Origin of the sequence: Pseudoalteromonas sp. SG44-1 (assembly GCF_014164315.1) — a bacterium.
GTDB classification, from domain to species: domain Bacteria; phylum Pseudomonadota; class Gammaproteobacteria; order Enterobacterales; family Alteromonadaceae; genus Pseudoalteromonas; species Pseudoalteromonas rhizosphaerae.
The window spans coordinates 17,241-33,495 of sequence record NZ_JACJEW010000006.1 but is presented as its reverse complement, the minus strand read 5'-3'; the positions used below and the strand labels follow the sequence as shown (position 1 = coordinate 33,495).

The window sequence follows — 16,255 nt, the reverse complement described above, 5'->3', positions numbered from 1 at the left end:
TAAGTAGTTAAATACGGCAAAATGAGCTGATTTGACCCCCTGTTTTTATGGTTTTTTAATTCAAAAATCAACAATAATCCGTTTGAAAAGTTGCCAACGTAAAAAATATGTCATCACTGTGAGCTAATCTGACCCTAGTGGTGTTTAAGCTGTTTGCTTATTCTGCCTATCAAATATACCTATTGAGCTGACAATGAATTTATCGTTTTTAAAATTACATCGCTCATTACTGCTTATCTTAGTGGTGATGTTAACCAGCGTATTAACCCTGACACTTAGCTACGGTCACTATAAAGGCCATAGCCAGATCGATTGGTTTGATGTAGGTGGCGAAGGCGGTATTACTGCCATGACCCTGCTGTGGATCTTTTTTATTCTATTAAGTAGGCCAAAGGGACGAGTAACTAACTTATTATTCTCAGGCCTTGCGATTATGAATCTATCGATGACCCTCGATTTTATTGATGAATTTGTATATTACAGCAATGAACAAGCATGGCTCAGTACTATTGAATCCATTCCTGCACCATTTGGGATGATTTTAATGACCATGGCTTTGTATCATTGGCACCAAGAGCAAATGACCATTAATCAACAATTACGTAATCGCGAGCGCTTTTATCGAGAGCATCAACTCAGTGATGCTATCAGCGGCCTAGCTAGCGCCGATTATATGAAAAGCCAGATCAACCGCGAGCTAAATTTGCTCCATCATAGCCTGCATGGATTTTCATTACTGATGTTAGATATTGCTCAATTTGATCGGTTTAATCGTCAATTCGGTGATGCAGAAGGCGATAAGCTGTTACAAGAGTTTGCTCAAGTGATCACCTTGAATGTACGTGAACAAGATTTAGTCTGCCGTTACGCCAGTGATTGCTTTATTGTCATGTTACCCAATACCGAACTCGCTGTTGCAGAGCGGCTAAGCGTATCGTTAGTCAGTGCTTTAGAAGCGTTTTCGTTTAATAGCAGCGACAAAGCTGTGAGCTACAAACAAAAAGTACACACCAGTTTAGTAGCTGCAACGCACCGTGATTCGACCTCTGGTTTACTCAGTCAATTGCATCAAAAATTACTAACGAACAAAAACTTACATGGACATACTGCGTGAGTGCAAACCTTAGCAACAGCAGTTATATCGACTCTCCTTATCAAGGTTTACAGTCATGGGCGGCGCAATTAGTGGATTTAGCCAAGCACCGAGGGGTACACCCTGATAAGTTACTCAAAGGGACTCGATTATTTTATCAAGATTTTGCAGCTGGAACGGCTTCGATCAGTGTTGAGCAATTTTATCGATTACAAGAAAACTGTCGTCAATTTGATAATCAACACCAACTCAGTTTTTTACTAGGGCGAAAACTACTTAATCACAATCCGTTATATAGCGCATTTTCTCAAGCAGAAAGTTTACGCACACTGCAAAAACTACTCACACGCACTCCTTTACATGGCTTTAACTTATTTAATGCCGAACATAAATACCATCAAGGCCGACATTACTTCATTATCAACCTCAGCTTCGGGGCAATAAATGCAGCCGTAGAACAATTTTGCTGCGAATTATTTGCCAGTTTTATCGCTGCAACATGTAAATGGCGAATAGGTAATAACAGTGATTTATGTTTTTCGTTTCCCTATGCGCAGCCCTCACACATAGAGCAATATCAAACTAACCTACAAGCCAACTGCAAGTTTTCACAACAATTATTTATGGTCAGTATTAGTGATGAACTTTATAACAAACACTTAATAGATAGCTGTCCGAGCCTGCTGCTGCAATCATTAGCAACCATAAAGCAGCACCCTTTACCTGCGGCATCTTGGCTGCAATTAGTGCGCAATCATATTGGCGCTCAACCACAACAAAACCTCGAAACAGTTGCCCAGCATTTCGCTATGAGCCCCGCCACTTTTAAGCGAAAACTAAAACAACATCATACTCGTTTTAGCGCCTTGCAAGATTGTATCAATCGCCAAACCGCGGTGTTTAATATCGCCACTTTAGCGCAAAGTAACGAAACCCTAGCAGGCGAACTTAACTTTAGCGACTTAACTAACTTTCGCCGCGCATTTAAACGCTGGACTGGGACGACTCCCTCACAGCTGAGAGAATTGATTAACGAACATTAAGTTAACACTTGTAATTAAAGTCCCGCAAATGTACCTTATTAATTGAAATATCGAAATAAGGAAGATCGATGCAGGCATCATTAGAAGATCTAATCAATGGCTGGCAAAATGGTTGCCCGCAAAGTGCTGATGAACTTAAAGCTCGGCTTTACTACCACCTGAAACAAGTTTGTCATGTACATTTAGAAGGTTACCGTAATGAAATCGATTCAACCTATGTATTGCAGCACTTACCGCATACTGGATCGCTACTACATCAGTCACTTATTGAATTAATCCCGCCACAACAAAGCATTAATCACCAAACACAATTTAATACTTATTTAAGTGTATTTATCCGTAATATTTTACGCGATGAAATTCGCAAGTTTCAAACTCTCAAACGCACTCCTAACGCAGAAAAAATCCAGCAACAAAACGATCAACTAAAACACCAAGAGGATTTTTTAGCATTAGATAGCGCCCTAAATCATCTAGAAAAAAATCATCCGCAAAAAGCTCAAATATTCTCTCAACATTACTTTTTGGGCCTAGATACTAAAGTGCTAGCTAAACAATTCAAGGTCTCACTTGCTACTATTTATCGCGAATTAGATGCTGCTAAAGCGTTTATAAAAGTGCGTATTCAAACAAATTAAGATAATTAATGAATCAATTTAAAGACGCGCTTTCGTGTTTTGAACACTTACTTACACACCATGCCAACAACTTAACCTCAGGATTGCTGCAATTACAACTATCTGATGAACAATTCATCATTGAAGTGAAGCAATTAATAAATGCACATACAAGTAATGATCAAAGCTCATTGTTTAATGACTTATTACATGGCCAATTAAATTTACTTACTAATGATCATCAGCTTTTACAACTGCAAGGCGGCGAAATAAGTCACTTTAGGTTAGAGCAATTAATTGGCTATGGGGGAATGGGTGCAGTTTACTTGGCGACTAGAAATGATGGCCAGTTAAATCAAAAGGTAGCGATTAAGTTATTTTATCCATCCATTGTACAATTACATGGACAAAAACATGTTTTACAAGAAGCGCAATATCTTGCCAAATTATCACATCCCAATATAGCTAGCGTATTAGATGTCGGTAAATGCAGTATTGGCACTTACATCATCATTCAATATATAGCCGGTGATACATTAATTAACTACGCAAAAAACCTTTCGCAAAAAGCAAGGTTAGAGGTATTTCAAAAAGTATGTGATGCCGTTGAGTATGCTCACCAAAATAGGGTGATCCATGCAGATTTAAAGCCTTCAAATATCCTAGTAGATAACAATGGTGAACCTAAACTTGTTGATTTTGGGGTTGCGCGTTCCAGTTCCATGAATCATGAAATACCATTACATAACGCATATATAAAAGCGCTTAGTCACGAGTTTGCAAGCCCAGAGCAACTGGCTGGTGAAAGCTTAACAACCCAAGCTGATATCTATAGCCTTGGGCGTATTTTAGAAAAACTACTTATACAACCTATTAGTACAGAGCTTCAAGAAATCATCAATAAATCACTGGCGCCACTACCACAGCAACGCTTTGCATCAGCAGATACATTAAAACAAAATATCGCCGCTTATCTGGCGCATCGTCCATTACTTTGGTTTAAACACTCAAAAACATATATATTAGGTAAGTTTATAAGACGCTCCCCTCTTACTGCTGCTCTAATAACCTCAACTATCGCTTTTTTGGGTGTCGCCTGTATTAGCTTATTTCTTTATCAAGATGAACAAAAGCAAGCCGCAAAGCAACAGTATGAACTGCTCAACTTTTATCAAAACTTACTAATTAGCAGCACACCGCTAGCGCCGCAAGGTGCAAAACTGTCGGTATCGGCCTTGTTACTTGCTGGTGTTGAACAAGTAATGCAGAGTCAATTAAGCCCAAAAAACCAACAAAGCGTACTCTTAACCGTTGCCCAAAGCTTATACTTGCATGGAAATTTTACAGCAGCTTTAGATATATTGGCGTTGTGCGATAGTTCGATTGACATGCAAATATTAAAAATTAAAAGTTTAATTAAATTAAATCAACAACAAAAAGCACGAATTCTTTGGCAAAAACTATCGCAGCAAAACCCTCAAAACAGCAACATTAAATTGCTTGGTTGGCTTACTAAAGATAGCTATTTAGCTGGTGACATAAAGCAGATCAAAATAGCTTTTCAAAATAGCGATGCATCCGAACTAAAACTGGAATTATTAATACATATTTTTACTCATCGTGATAATCACCCTATACTCAGCCGTCAATTAATTCTCGAGAATGAAAATACGACAGCAACGTCTGCCTCGCAAAAAGCATGGCAATCGTTAATGAAAAGCAGCCTACTGATAGAAGATAATCAAATAGACCAAGCAATTAAGTTACTAGACTCAACATTAAAAAATGCTGCGAATAACTACCACCCACTACATTGTGAGCTCGCAAAATTAAACCATTTTGCGGCAAATTTATATGCTCAAGCAGGTGCACAACTTGCGCAAGAACAAGCCCTGAATAAAGCCATGTTTATCTATCAACAGCTACTCCCAAACTTTGAACATGAACTTAGTACTGTACTATATGAGCAATATCAATATTACCTAAAAGAACGTGATTATTTGCAAGCAAATAACTTTTTAAATAAACAGCTACTACATTGTTCGACAAGTGTTCAAAAATGCATGAAGGGGCGTTATGAAAGTACCATGCTAGGTTTAAGTTTGCGTAAGTACTCACAAACCTTAAAGAATGCAGAGCTATGGCTTGCCAATGGTACACAACAATCAAGCCAATATTACGATATCACCTTAGCAAAATACACGGCGCAATATGAACAAAATACACTGAATAAAACAGCATTATTTGATATTGACCTAACACAACTAAGCAAGCAACAGCAAGTTCAATGGTTAGAGCTTGTGATAAAAACAAATATGTTTAATACTTTAACTTCACAGCAAATGCAGCAGCTCATTGTTTATGCTAAATCAAACTCTCCCTTGGCATTTGAATTAATAGCGACTATTAATAAGCTAAACAATAATCCACACACACAGTGGTTAGCACAACTCGAAAAGCAAAACCATATATCACACTCCACAAAGAACCAATTTAGCCCTGCCAGAGATATCAACGCGATAAGTGAAACAAAGCGAGTTAGCTCGATCACGGCCCCTAAACATGCAAGCCAACTAAAAATAGGCTCTGAATTTACGATTGAATGGGATAGCAAACGATTAATTGGCAATACGATAAGTGTATTAGTCAATCATACCGTCAACTATAAAGTTAACAGCTTTGATGATTTTAATAATTTGAAGAAAATTGATTGGCACCCAGCGGCAACTAATTTAAAAAACACGGGAACAGCCCAAATTGACCCTTATCATTTTATGGCCAATGGCACAAATCGCTTTAAACTTATGCTCATCAGCGATTTAGGCTATTGGAGCCTATCTGATGGTTTCTTTAGTATTGCTTCAGGTAAAACTGTTGATAACGGTTTAGAGCACTTTTTACTAAAAGACAAATTGGTTACAACTATTATCACACCTAAAGCCCTTGATATTTACCCTGTAGGTCAGCAAAAAACGATAACCTGGAACGCCAATAAACTCTACGGACAAACCGTTGCTATGTATGTTCTGCATGATGACTCTCGCGGAATTGGCGATAAGCAACAAGTGGATTTAAATATCGTGAATAATAGGCGCTGGTACCAGTTCGCTGAAGAACTGCCAAATACAGGAGAGTTTAACTTAGACCCTGCACTCTTTAATGGCCGAGGTAACAATTATAAAATTTTAATCGTCTCTGATCTGGGTTACTGGAGTGTTTCTGATAAACGGTTCTCAGTGGTAAACCCGTTGTAATTTTAGTTAAAGCAATCGCACACTAGTGCGACTGCTTTACTTTAACTTTACTTAACCACGCCACTATTTTGATTATCCCGGTGAATTTTAGACCAAGTATTAGGCATTAAACCTGTGCTGTCGGTTTGAATAGCCACAAGCTTACCTGTTGCACTTGCGGCCGATACATTACTTTCAGATAAAGTACCTATGTATAAAACCCCCTGACTATCGATAGCTGGAGAAGACCAAGTTACATTTGCTTTTAAATCATATTGCCATGCAAGCGTGCCATCTGGTTTATATGTATAAAGTAAATTACTTTCTGAAGAAAAGTACACATTACCATTATCGCCAATGGTAGGAGACACATAAACATCACCGGTAATTGCCACTTGCCATTTTATACTTTTATCATTGATATCGAGTGCGTAAAACTCACTATCATCATTATTTTTTGTACCAAAATAAATCGTACTACGCGACTCATCTATCGCTACCGATGAGCGAATGTATGGCGCCTCGAACACCTGCGGGTTTGTTAACTCAAACTGCCAACGAAGATCCAAATTATCATCAAAGCTGTATAAAACTCCGGCTTCAGACCCAAAGTAAATATTATTGTTAGAATCAATAGCTGGAGTAGAGTAAACCAAGTCACCTTCAAAGGTGTCTATATCTTTGAATTCGCCAACTAACTCATAACTATTTAAATCAAGCTTAAGTACACGCCCTTCATCATAAAATACCAATTCTCCATTGTGATTTACCGCTCCATTTACAAATCGGTCTTGTCGCTCTGCACAGTTACATAAACGCTCAAACAAGCTCTCACCCGTTTGCGCATTAAAAGCGCGGATATCTAAACCGGTATATATAACTTGGCCTTCAAAAGCCGCAACCTTGGTTAAACCAGAACCTGTTTGAAAGCCATAATCAGATACGCGTTGACGCCACATTTGCTCGCCGCTACTATTTAGAGCTACTAAATCGCGATATGCTTTTTCAAACTCACCTACTCGCTTATCAACAGTGAAATAAATATTTTCATTATGTACAACAGGGCTTGAACGCACTTCTTCACCATTAGGCAAAGTGTAACGCCACTTTTCACTGCCATTGCGGTTATAAGCTACCATCAAATCACTGCCTGCGGGGTCATTGCGTACATTCTTAGCTGTGCCTATATAAATTGTTTGCTCATCAGCACTAAGTGCCGGTGACGAGTAATAAGCAAAGCTTGTTGTTGGTAATAATTTTTCCCACACTAAGCGCGACGCTTCTACTTTATCTGGCTGTTTATCTGCATCAGATTTTGTAGTTTGTGAGTCATCGCTACCACCTCCACAAGCAGATAGAAGAAGACTGAACGTGAATAAAATTGATGTTTTAACTTTAGGTGATTCAAACTGTAACTTCATGTAATTCCTTAGATAGTTATTATTTATAGCTAAATAAATTTTACGAAGAAATCACAACAATGACAGACACGAATAGAAGTTAAATTTTTCTCATAAATTTAAAATATTTTTATCTGTCTTAATGGCGTTACTAAATCGTTGAGACGAATTACTTATTCTTAGCGTCTGGTATTGCCTCTACAGGCACGCAACTATTAGGGTCTAGCTCAAAGCCCTCGTGCAATGCATTTTGCATTTTAGCTAAAAACGCTTTACTTAAAGGCTCACGTGCCGTGATTGAATGATATTCAACCTCTCCTTTATGTGTACATTTATAAGGATATACATACTGATTTTCATCAATCTCTGCAGATGGGTCACTCATCGCGCACCCTGGTAAAACACCAACCATCAAACAACAAAAAATTAAACGAGCCACAATCACCTCCATACAACACCATAACAGCGGGTTTACCCCCGTTCTTTTAAGGGTTTACCCCGCGTCGGCCTTATAACCTAACATTTACACATTTTACGTGATATAAAATCTCTGCGACGGTAATTTTGCAGGCCACTAAAACGAATAAAAGCGCGATAAAAATTATCGCGCTTTATTTTTGTTAAAACTAAAAGATTGTAAGTGGAGTTAACGCTGTGCGCTTTCTCTTAATGCATTTGTGTTGTTAACAAAATCTTTTGCTTTTTGCTGATCAAATAAGAAATAGTTAAAATCTTTACTGCTATTTCCTACATCATTAGTAATAATAATATTAAACTCATCAGTCACTAACGATAAGTACATTGTATTTTGATCACCCGGGAAGCTAATCATGCCTGTGTCATCAACACTGTAATCAAGCTCTGTATTAATGGTTGTGAAACTTTCATCACTATAAATTGTGATTTTATCTTCATCAAACTTCAAATAACTAACCACCCACTGATCATCTCGATCTCGGTCGACCATATATATATCGCGCCCGATTAAATGTTCGACGTTACTTACTGGTTTATTGTCGGCAACAATACTCATGTATTCTTTGGCATCGTTTTCGCTAGTAAAATGCGGCCAAATATGCTCTTCAAAAGTAGCAATTACCACATTACTCGAGCCAATTAATAAACTATAATTAGCCCCATACATTAATGATGAACCATCGCGTAATATTAATTGATTATCAGAAAATATCTGGTAAGTCCCTGTTGATAGGTTGTTATCTTGATAATATTGAAATGAGTTATTGTCATCAAATTGAAAATAACCAAGCTCGCCTTCCACTTTATAATCATGATCTGTAAAATACAAACGCTTACCCAAGTAGTTATTAGGGCTAATTAGGCCAGTCAAAGAAACAGGGGGCTGATAGCCTATCTGTTGTAAAATTTCATCAGGTAGTGGAGACGAAATAGGCCGCTCAGTTGCTCGATTAAACTTGCGATTATCGAACGTTTTCTCTCTTGGTTCCTCACCTTGGCTATAGGTAAATTGATGCATGTTATTTACATAAATAGTATCTTCGATCTGTTCAATTAGCTTCCATTGCCGAGTATTCCACAACCAGCAATTAGGATCTTGCTCAACGTAGTAACAATCATCTCGTCCATTTAGGTTTCGCGTTATTGTAAGAATGTCATCATCAAGATGCCAGTTACCAGCATAAATTCGACTTTCAGCAACTGATAATTGCCCATCCTCATTGCTGTCGTACACACTCATCGAAATAGCTTTGCCATCAGGCCAAAGCTCAAACCAAAACTCATCTAAACTCTTACCATCAAAGTTGTAGCTATATATTCCAGGGATTGTTGCAATATTGAATGTCTCTGATTCGTCGATAATGCTGCCAGTACCTACACTCGCATTTTTAATTCCGTCAAATTCACTAAATGCAGCAAACGTTGCAATATCACCATCACTTGTTAATTGCCTAAATAGTATTGTTTCATTATCGTAATCACTCAGTGTGATATGTAATGACTGTTTGTTATTATCTTCTATCATTCGCCAAGTAATAGGCGTATTTCCAAGCTCTGAAACAGCACCTGTTCCATCGTCATTTAACATTAACGTAATCGCACCAAGAGATACTTGATCAACGAAAATATGCGGTGCAGGCAATGCAATAGGGTTTTGAGTTTGCGCGAAGGTAAAATCAACTTGCTCATTTTGAGTGAATACTTTAAGGATAGACTCGTTAGTGAGTTGATAATTTTCTAACTCACCATCTGGGTACTCTACATTTTTATACTCAGTTTCTTTGACTAAAAAACCATTTTCAGTTGCCGCAATTAACTTTAGCTCTGCTTTATAAGTAGTAACCTCTTGGCGAACCCGCTTTGTTTCACCATCAATTTCAATATCAGCAGTAGTCTGATAAGCATAAAAACCTTCAGGATTATTTAAGGTATACACATCGTTTTGATATATCCAGTCGAAGCGACCATCATAATTTTGAAGAAGGTAACGACCAGTGCCGTCGTTATCTAATTCAATAACTTGATTAATAGATAAATTGCCACGATTATAGTAAAAAGTTTTAATGTTATTACTCTTTGTAGACTGAACAACCTTCTCATCAGCTAGCATTTCTTCTTGGGCCTGGCTAAACTCGGGCGTTTGCTCCACTTTTTTAATATACTGAGTCATTTTTTCATTATCTAAAGCCAGCTCTAAAACATTATTTACTCCCTCGGGTAAAGCAAATAATTCATTGCTCGTTGATTTGTCCAAAATAACTTTTATAGTCGTAGCAACCTTAACGAGCTCATCAGCACTAATCTCATTCGACAAGCGTTTCAAGTCTTGCTCGCTTTTAATGTCTACGAATAAATTTTCTCGCGCCAAAAGCGCCGACTTTGCTGTGGTTAGATTAGTAATATTTACCGAAAAGTCTTCGTCATTAGTAAGTACAGCGTCATCGCCCGCTTTCGTTTTTAAGCTTGCAAAGCTCATTAGTCGTGACTGCAACAAAGCGGCTTGTTGTTGCTCTTTACCCTGTGCTTCAATTGTCACCAATTGACTCATATCAGCATCATCGTCAAGTGCTAACTCTAAGCTATAATAACCATCGCTATTTGTCGTTGTCGTGAACTCTTGCGATCCTATTTTGGCTTTTATAGCCGCGTCAATTAAGGGGGAATCTGTTGCTATGCCTTCCAGTGATAATTTAACCAGCTGCTGTTGAATATCAACTACAACATTTTTTTCACTCGTTAAACCTTCACTATCTGTAACAGTTAAATTTAAAGATATTTTTTTATCTTCGCTAACACTTGGCGCAATAAAGCTAACAGTCCCTGTATTGGTGTTCTCTAATGCAACTGACAACCCTGCATTTTGGCTCCAAAGATAAGTAACGGGGCCTTCATCTTGCACTGTGGCACTGATTGAAATAGCTTGTTTTTCAACTACTGCTGTATCGCTTACGCTAATAACTGGTGCGGTATTTATAGGCTCATCAGGGTGATCAACAAAATCAGATTCACAGCCAGACAATAAAGCCAGCGAAATAGATGCCGCAAGCATTGATTTAATTAGATTCATAAAATTATCCCTTTCGTTGTTATATTTTGTCTACCTGACGATAATAAGATAATGAACAATAAATAACCCATAACGAAATCTGTATAATAATTTCTCACAAAATTAAAATATTTTTTTATTTTCCACTTATAGCAATTTAGGCAATACTGAATTTCTCAATAAAGCCCTTGCTATTGTGACAAATTAACAAATAATGGAGCCACTGTTCACGGGATTAGAATGAGGAAAAATGAACACGATACTAACCACGCAATGTGCCGATGATGTCGGCTTAATAGCGAAAATCACCGGGCTTTGTCATCAGCATAATTTAAATATTACCCGCAATAATGAATTTGTAGATAAAGATGCTCAGCGCTTTTTTATGCGCACTGAACTAACGGGCCAACCACATCCAGATTTTTTAAATCAATTACAAGCTTTGTTACCCGATGGCGCGCAATTAGCACTGCACACTGACGAGAAAACTAAAGTGGTGTTACTAGCGACTAAAGAAGCCCACTGCTTAGGGGGCGTATTGCTAAAGCAATTTGAGCAAGCACTGAATATTGAAGTATTGGCTGTGATTGCTAATTACCCTGACTTAGCGCCATTGGCGAAGGGCTTTGATGTGCCGTTTCATGTGGTCAGCCATGAAGGGTTATCACGCGCTGAACACGACCTGCAAGTGGGTGACTTAATTGCCAGCTACAATCCCGATATCATTGGCCTTGCCAAATATATGCGGATTTTAAGCCCTGAATTTGTAGGCCGTTTTGACGGTAAAATTATCAATATTCATCATTCATTTTTACCTGCTTTTATCGGTGCAAAACCGTATCATCAGGCATTTGAACGGGGTGTGAAGATCATTGGTGCGACGGCGCATTTTGTTAATAATGAGCTTGATGAAGGGCCGATTATTATGCAAGACGTCACCCATGTAAACCATGCAAACACCGCTGAAATGATGGCTAAAATGGGCAAAGATGTAGAGAAAACAGTGTTTTGTAAAGCACTGCAATTAGCATCAGAACATAAGCTATTTATTAATGGTAATCGAACCGTCGTATTTAGCTAGGTTCTAGAAATAGAGTAGAATGAAGAGGCTCAACGCCTCTTTATTTTTTTTATTATTGACTACTTTTATACTGTACTTAATGTGTTTGCTCGATAGGTTCGAGTTGTAATTTTGCAGCTATCAACACCGCTTGCGTGCGGTTATACACTCCAAGCTTACGGAATATCGCGGTGATGTGCGCTTTGATCGTTGCTTCTGAAATATGTAGTTCATAAGCGATCTGTTTATTCAACAAACCTTCGTGTAAGTACTGCAGCACTTTATATTGCTGTGGGGTAAGGGAGGCTACTTGAGCGGCGATTTCTTTATCTTCATTGGTAACGCTCGCTACTTTGTCTTTAAGCTCAGGTGGTAGCCATACATCGCCATCGAGTATTTGATTAATTGCTCCGGCAATATCATCTGATGATGATGACTTAGGAATGAATCCCATCGCCCCGTAGCTCATAACTTTTGAAACAATATTGATATCTTCACTGCCAGAGACAACAGCAATTGGCAAGCTTGGATAATCTTCACGAATGCGAATTAGGCCATATAAATCGCCACTGCCGGGCATATGTAGGTCTAGTAGTAAGATATCTAAATCTTCTTGTTCACTAAGCACTTGCAATGTAGTTTCAAAATTTTCAGATTCAAAAACCTCTAAACCATCAAACTTTGCCGTTAATGCCCCTTTTAGTGCTTCGCGAAATAACGGGTGGTCATCCGCTATTAAAAACTGACTCATGGTTCACTCCTAATGAATTCGGCTGCCATCTATCAAATAGCTGACAGCCGATATACTACGTTTAGAATCAACTTCTAATCAAGTTTTTAACGCATATTTAACGATTTAATCGGTTCTCGATTAATTCATCAACCACACCAGGGTCTGCAAGTGTTGAGGTATCACCTAATTGCTCGTGCTCATTTGCAGCGATCTTACGTAAAATACGACGCATGATCTTACCTGAGCGGGTTTTAGGTAAACCTGGTGACCATTGGATCATATCTGGCGATGCAATTGGGCTAAGCTCTTTACGAACCCAGTTACGAACTTCTTTGGTTAATTCGTCACTGACCGTTATACCTTCGTTTGGCGTTAGGTAAACATAAATACCTTGGCCTTTAATATCGTGCGGGTAACCTACTACAGCAGCTTCGGCAACCGCAGGGTGAGCAACCAGTGCACTTTCAATCTCGGCAGTACCTAAGCGATGTCCTGATACGTTTAATACGTCATCAACACGGCCGGTGATCCAGTAGTAACCATCTTCATCACGACGACAACCGTCTCCAGTAAAGTATACACCCGGATAAGCTGAGAAGTAAGTTTGTTCAAAACGTTCATGATCGCCGTAAACTGTACGAGCTTGTGATGGCCAGCTATCAAGAATAACTAAGTTACCATCAACTGCGCCTTCCAGAGCATTACCTTCAGCATCAAATAATGCTGGCGCAATACCAAAGAATGGACGGGTTGCAGAACCAGGTTTCATATCAATTGCACCTGGTAAAGGTGTGATCATGATGCCACCAGTTTCAGTTTGCCACCAAGTATCAACAATTGGGCAGTTACTTTTACCCATGTTTTCGTAATACCAAGTCCATGCTTCTGGGTTGATTGGCTCACCCACCGAGCCCAAAATACGTAGGCTATCGCGGTTTGAAGTCGCTGTTGGTTCATCGCCTTTGGCCATCAGTGCACGAATTGCCGTTGGCGCTGTGTATAAAATTGTAACATTATGCTTATCGACTACTTCACCCATACGTCCTGCGGTTGGGTAAGTGGGTACACCTTCAAATAAGACTTGCGTACAACCATTAACTAATGGGCCGTAAGCAATGTAACTGTGACCTGTGATCCAGCCCACATCGGCGCTACACCAAAAGATATCATCTTCTTTTAGATCAAATACATATTCGTGAGTCATCGATGCATATACTAAATAACCACCAGTCGTATGAACCACCCCTTTAGGCTGACCTGTTGAACCTGAAGTGTAAAGAATAAAGAGTGGATCTTCTGCATTCATCGGTTCTGGTGCACAGTCTGGGGCTTGATCAGCAACTAAATCATGCCACCATACATCATGTTCATGCCATTGTACCTCGCCACCCGTTAACTGATGTACAACAACGTGTTCGATGGTTGTGACCGACTGTTGTGCAACGGCTTCATCAACATTTGCTTTCAGCGGCACTGTATTGCCTGCACGACGCCCTTCATCAGAAGTAATAACAATTTTAGCACCAGAATCTTTAATACGATCAGCAATTGCTGATGGTGAGAAACCACCAAAGACTACCGAGTGAATTGCACCTAAACGCGCACATGCTTGCATTGCATAAACAGCTTGCGGTGACATAGGCATGTAAATAGCAATACGATCGCCTTTTTTAACACCGAGCTTTTTCAAACCGTTGGCAAATTTTGCCACTTCGTCATGCAGTTGTTGATAAGAAATGTGCTCACTTTGCGAAGGATCGTCACCTTCCCAAATCAATGCCGTTTTATCTGCTTTAGTTGCCAGATGGCGATCAATACAGTTGTACGAAGCATTAAGCTCGCCATCTTCATACCATTTAATACTGATATGGCCTTTATCAAAAGAGGTATTTTTTACTTTAGTAAAAGGTGTTGACCAATCGAGACGTTTACCGTGCTCTGCCCAAAAACCTTCTGGATCATCAATAGATTGCTTGTAAAGTGTATTATATTTATCGTTATCAACTAAGGCTGCATTCTTGATATGTGCAGGAACTGGATAGATACTTTGTGACATAGTCGTCTCCATTTTAATTACTTGCCTAAGGCCTATCTTAAGGATCACCCAGCATAGCGGGCGAAAGTATTAGACCTTAGTTGTATTATCTTTGATTTATTTCACTGTACGCTCAAATTGTTTTAAAATTTCATCATTTTACGCTATCAATACAAAATGTTAATGATATGTTTATACTGAGATGGCAAGCTTGCCACCTTAGTCTAATAGACCAATAGGTAATTGAGTAAAAAGCATACTTAATCAAAAGTGGTATCACAACACAAGTATAATAATGCAACAAGCAGCCCCGAATAGGACTTTGACTATGACAACAAAATCAACAGTATTAAAAACACTTACTGCCACAGCCGTATTGTGCGCGCTTTCAGCTACAGCACAAGCCGCAACCATCGGTGGCACTGATGTAACTTATGGCGGTTATATAAAACTCGATGCAATGTGGAGTGATTATTCAGCTGGTGCGCCTGCAGGTACAAATGTAGGGCGTGACTTTTATGTACCAAGTACATTAACAGTCGGTGCCGACAACAACTCTGATGCTGTATTTGATATGCACGCACGTCAGTCTCGTTTTAATTTTGGCACATCAACACTCCTAGACAACGGCAAAACCATAAGTAGTAAAATCGAAATAGACTTTTTAGCATCTGCTGCTGGCGGTAATGAGCGCGTATCTAACTCATACGCGCCACGTATTCGCCACGCATTTATTTCTTACGACGGCTGGTTATTTGGTCAAACATGGTCAAACTTCCAAAATGTTGGTGCACTGCCTGAAACTCTTGATTTTGTAGGTCCAGCTGAAGGCACGGTATTTGTTCGCCAAGCACAAGTTAAATACACAACTGGCGCATGGTCTTTCTCGTTAGAAAACCCTGAAAGTACAATTACAACTTCAAATGGTATGGCTGTAACCGATGATGCATCATTACCGGATTTCACAGCACGTTACACACATACTGCTGATTGGGGTAACTTAGTGGTTGCAGCGCTTGCTCGTCAACTTACTTATAAAGTGGGCGGCCTTGACGCTGATGAAACATCAATTGGTATTAGTGCATCAGGTATGTTTAAAGTTGGCCAAGACAACGTTAAATTTATGCTTACCCAAGGTAAAGGCTTAGGTCGTTACGTTGGCTTAAATGTTGCGCATGGTGCAGTGCTTAATGGTGATGAGCTAGATGCAATTGACTCTACATCAGGGTTTATCGCTTACCAGCACAATTGGAATAACCAATGGCGCTCAACATTCCTTTACTCGTTCTTCTCAGCAGACAATAACACTGATTTGCTTACGATTACCGGTGACCCAACTGAATCTAGCCAAAGCTATAGCGCTAATATTTTATACTCACCAGTTAAACGTTTAACGTTTGGTGCTGAGTTAAAGCATGCAGAACGTGAAACAGAAAGTGGCGTTGATGGTGATTTAGATCGCCTGCAGTTCTCAGTTAAATACGCGTTCTAAGCTAAAACTAAAATTATATTACTTCC

The 16,255-nt window shown here is 39.1% G+C and carries 11 protein-coding genes; 6 read left to right on the top strand and 5 right to left on the bottom strand.

Annotated elements, in window-relative coordinates:
• The first annotated feature begins 193 nt into the window (after positions 1-193).
• The 4 genes from H5187_RS04280 (at position 194) to H5187_RS04265 (ending at position 6,007) form a co-directional block, all read left to right on the top strand.
• Positions 194-1,114 carry a GGDEF domain-containing protein gene (locus H5187_RS04280; RefSeq protein WP_182797571.1) on the top strand — a complete coding sequence of 307 codons (921 nt, stop codon included), beginning with the start codon at positions 194-196 and terminating at the stop codon, positions 1,112-1,114.
• The gene (locus tag H5187_RS25035; RefSeq protein ID WP_182797570.1) at positions 1,111-2,136 is read left to right on the top strand and encodes an AraC family transcriptional regulator; all 1,026 of its coding nucleotides are present in this window, start codon (positions 1,111-1,113) and stop codon (positions 2,134-2,136) included. Before H5187_RS04280 ends, H5187_RS25035 begins: the two co-directional genes overlap by 4 nt.
• A 68-nt stretch (positions 2,137-2,204) precedes the next feature.
• Positions 2,205-2,774: a sigma-70 family RNA polymerase sigma factor gene (locus tag H5187_RS04270; protein ID WP_145235307.1), complete on the top strand. Its 570-nt coding sequence runs from the start codon at positions 2,205-2,207 to the stop codon at positions 2,772-2,774.
• Positions 2,775-2,782: 8 nt separating this feature from the next.
• Positions 2,783-6,007, top strand: coding sequence for a serine/threonine-protein kinase (locus H5187_RS04265; protein WP_182797569.1), 3,225 nt, complete (start codon positions 2,783-2,785; stop codon positions 6,005-6,007).
• A gap of 47 nt (positions 6,008-6,054) precedes the next feature.
• Here the strand turns inward: H5187_RS04265 and H5187_RS24550 are convergent, their stop codons facing one another.
• The 3 genes from H5187_RS24550 to H5187_RS04250 all read right to left on the bottom strand — a co-directional run bounded on the left by H5187_RS24550 (position 6,055) and on the right by H5187_RS04250 (position 10,930).
• Positions 6,055-7,407, bottom strand: coding sequence for a PQQ-binding-like beta-propeller repeat protein (locus H5187_RS24550; RefSeq protein ID WP_259398733.1), 1,353 nt, complete (start codon positions 7,405-7,407; stop codon positions 6,055-6,057).
• Between the two features lie 148 nt (positions 7,408-7,555).
• Positions 7,556-7,825 carry a hypothetical protein gene (locus tag H5187_RS04255; RefSeq protein WP_145235301.1) on the bottom strand — a complete coding sequence of 90 codons (270 nt, stop codon included), beginning with the start codon at positions 7,823-7,825 and terminating at the stop codon, positions 7,556-7,558.
• A 207-nt stretch (positions 7,826-8,032) separates the two neighbouring features.
• Positions 8,033-10,930, bottom strand: a complete 2,898-nt coding sequence (locus H5187_RS04250) for a PKD domain-containing protein (protein ID WP_182797568.1) — start codon at positions 10,928-10,930, stop codon at positions 8,033-8,035.
• Between the two features lie 229 nt (positions 10,931-11,159).
• On the opposite strand from H5187_RS04250, the gene purU reads away from it, so the two are divergent.
• Positions 11,160-11,990: a formyltetrahydrofolate deformylase gene (gene purU, locus H5187_RS04245; protein WP_182783733.1), complete on the top strand. Its 831-nt coding sequence runs from the start codon at positions 11,160-11,162 to the stop codon at positions 11,988-11,990.
• 76 nt (positions 11,991-12,066) lie between these two features.
• Here purU and H5187_RS04240 read toward each other — a convergent pair whose 3' ends face one another.
• Together H5187_RS04240 and acs are read right to left on the bottom strand one after the other, a co-directional pair.
• Complete coding sequence (locus H5187_RS04240; RefSeq protein WP_145235295.1) at positions 12,067-12,720, bottom strand: response regulator transcription factor; 654 nt, start codon at positions 12,718-12,720, stop codon at positions 12,067-12,069.
• 97 nt (positions 12,721-12,817) lie between these two features.
• Positions 12,818-14,758, bottom strand: a complete 1,941-nt coding sequence (gene acs, locus H5187_RS04235; RefSeq protein ID WP_182783735.1) for an acetate--CoA ligase — start codon at positions 14,756-14,758, stop codon at positions 12,818-12,820.
• A 307-nt stretch (positions 14,759-15,065) separates the two neighbouring features.
• Here acs and H5187_RS04230 point away from each other — a divergent pair, with 307 nt between their 5' ends.
• Complete coding sequence (locus H5187_RS04230) at positions 15,066-16,229, top strand: DcaP family trimeric outer membrane transporter (RefSeq protein WP_145235291.1); 1,164 nt, start codon at positions 15,066-15,068, stop codon at positions 16,227-16,229.
• The last annotated feature ends 26 nt before the right edge of the window (positions 16,230-16,255 follow it).

What these genes read in the sequence shown, in the direction of transcription:
- H5187_RS04280 (WP_182797571.1), top strand. Translation starts at nt 194, where the DNA reads ATGAATTTATCGTTTTTAAAATTACATCGCTCATTACTGCTTATCTTA.
- H5187_RS04270 (WP_145235307.1), top strand. Translation starts at nt 2,205, where the DNA reads ATGCAGGCATCATTAGAAGATCTAATCAATGGCTGGCAAAATGGTTGC.
- H5187_RS04265 (WP_182797569.1), top strand. Translation starts at nt 2,783, where the DNA reads ATGAATCAATTTAAAGACGCGCTTTCGTGTTTTGAACACTTACTTACA.
- H5187_RS24550 (WP_259398733.1), bottom strand. Translation starts at nt 7,407, where the DNA reads ATGAAGTTACAGTTTGAATCACCTAAAGTTAAAACATCAATTTTATTC.
- H5187_RS04250 (WP_182797568.1), bottom strand. Translation starts at nt 10,930, where the DNA reads ATGAATCTAATTAAATCAATGCTTGCGGCATCTATTTCGCTGGCTTTA.
- purU (WP_182783733.1), top strand. Translation starts at nt 11,160, where the DNA reads ATGAACACGATACTAACCACGCAATGTGCCGATGATGTCGGCTTAATA.
- H5187_RS04240 (WP_145235295.1), bottom strand. Translation starts at nt 12,720, where the DNA reads ATGAGTCAGTTTTTAATAGCGGATGACCACCCGTTATTTCGCGAAGCA.
- acs (WP_182783735.1), bottom strand. Translation starts at nt 14,758, where the DNA reads ATGTCACAAAGTATCTATCCAGTTCCTGCACATATCAAGAATGCAGCC.
- H5187_RS04230 (WP_145235291.1), top strand. Translation starts at nt 15,066, where the DNA reads ATGACAACAAAATCAACAGTATTAAAAACACTTACTGCCACAGCCGTA.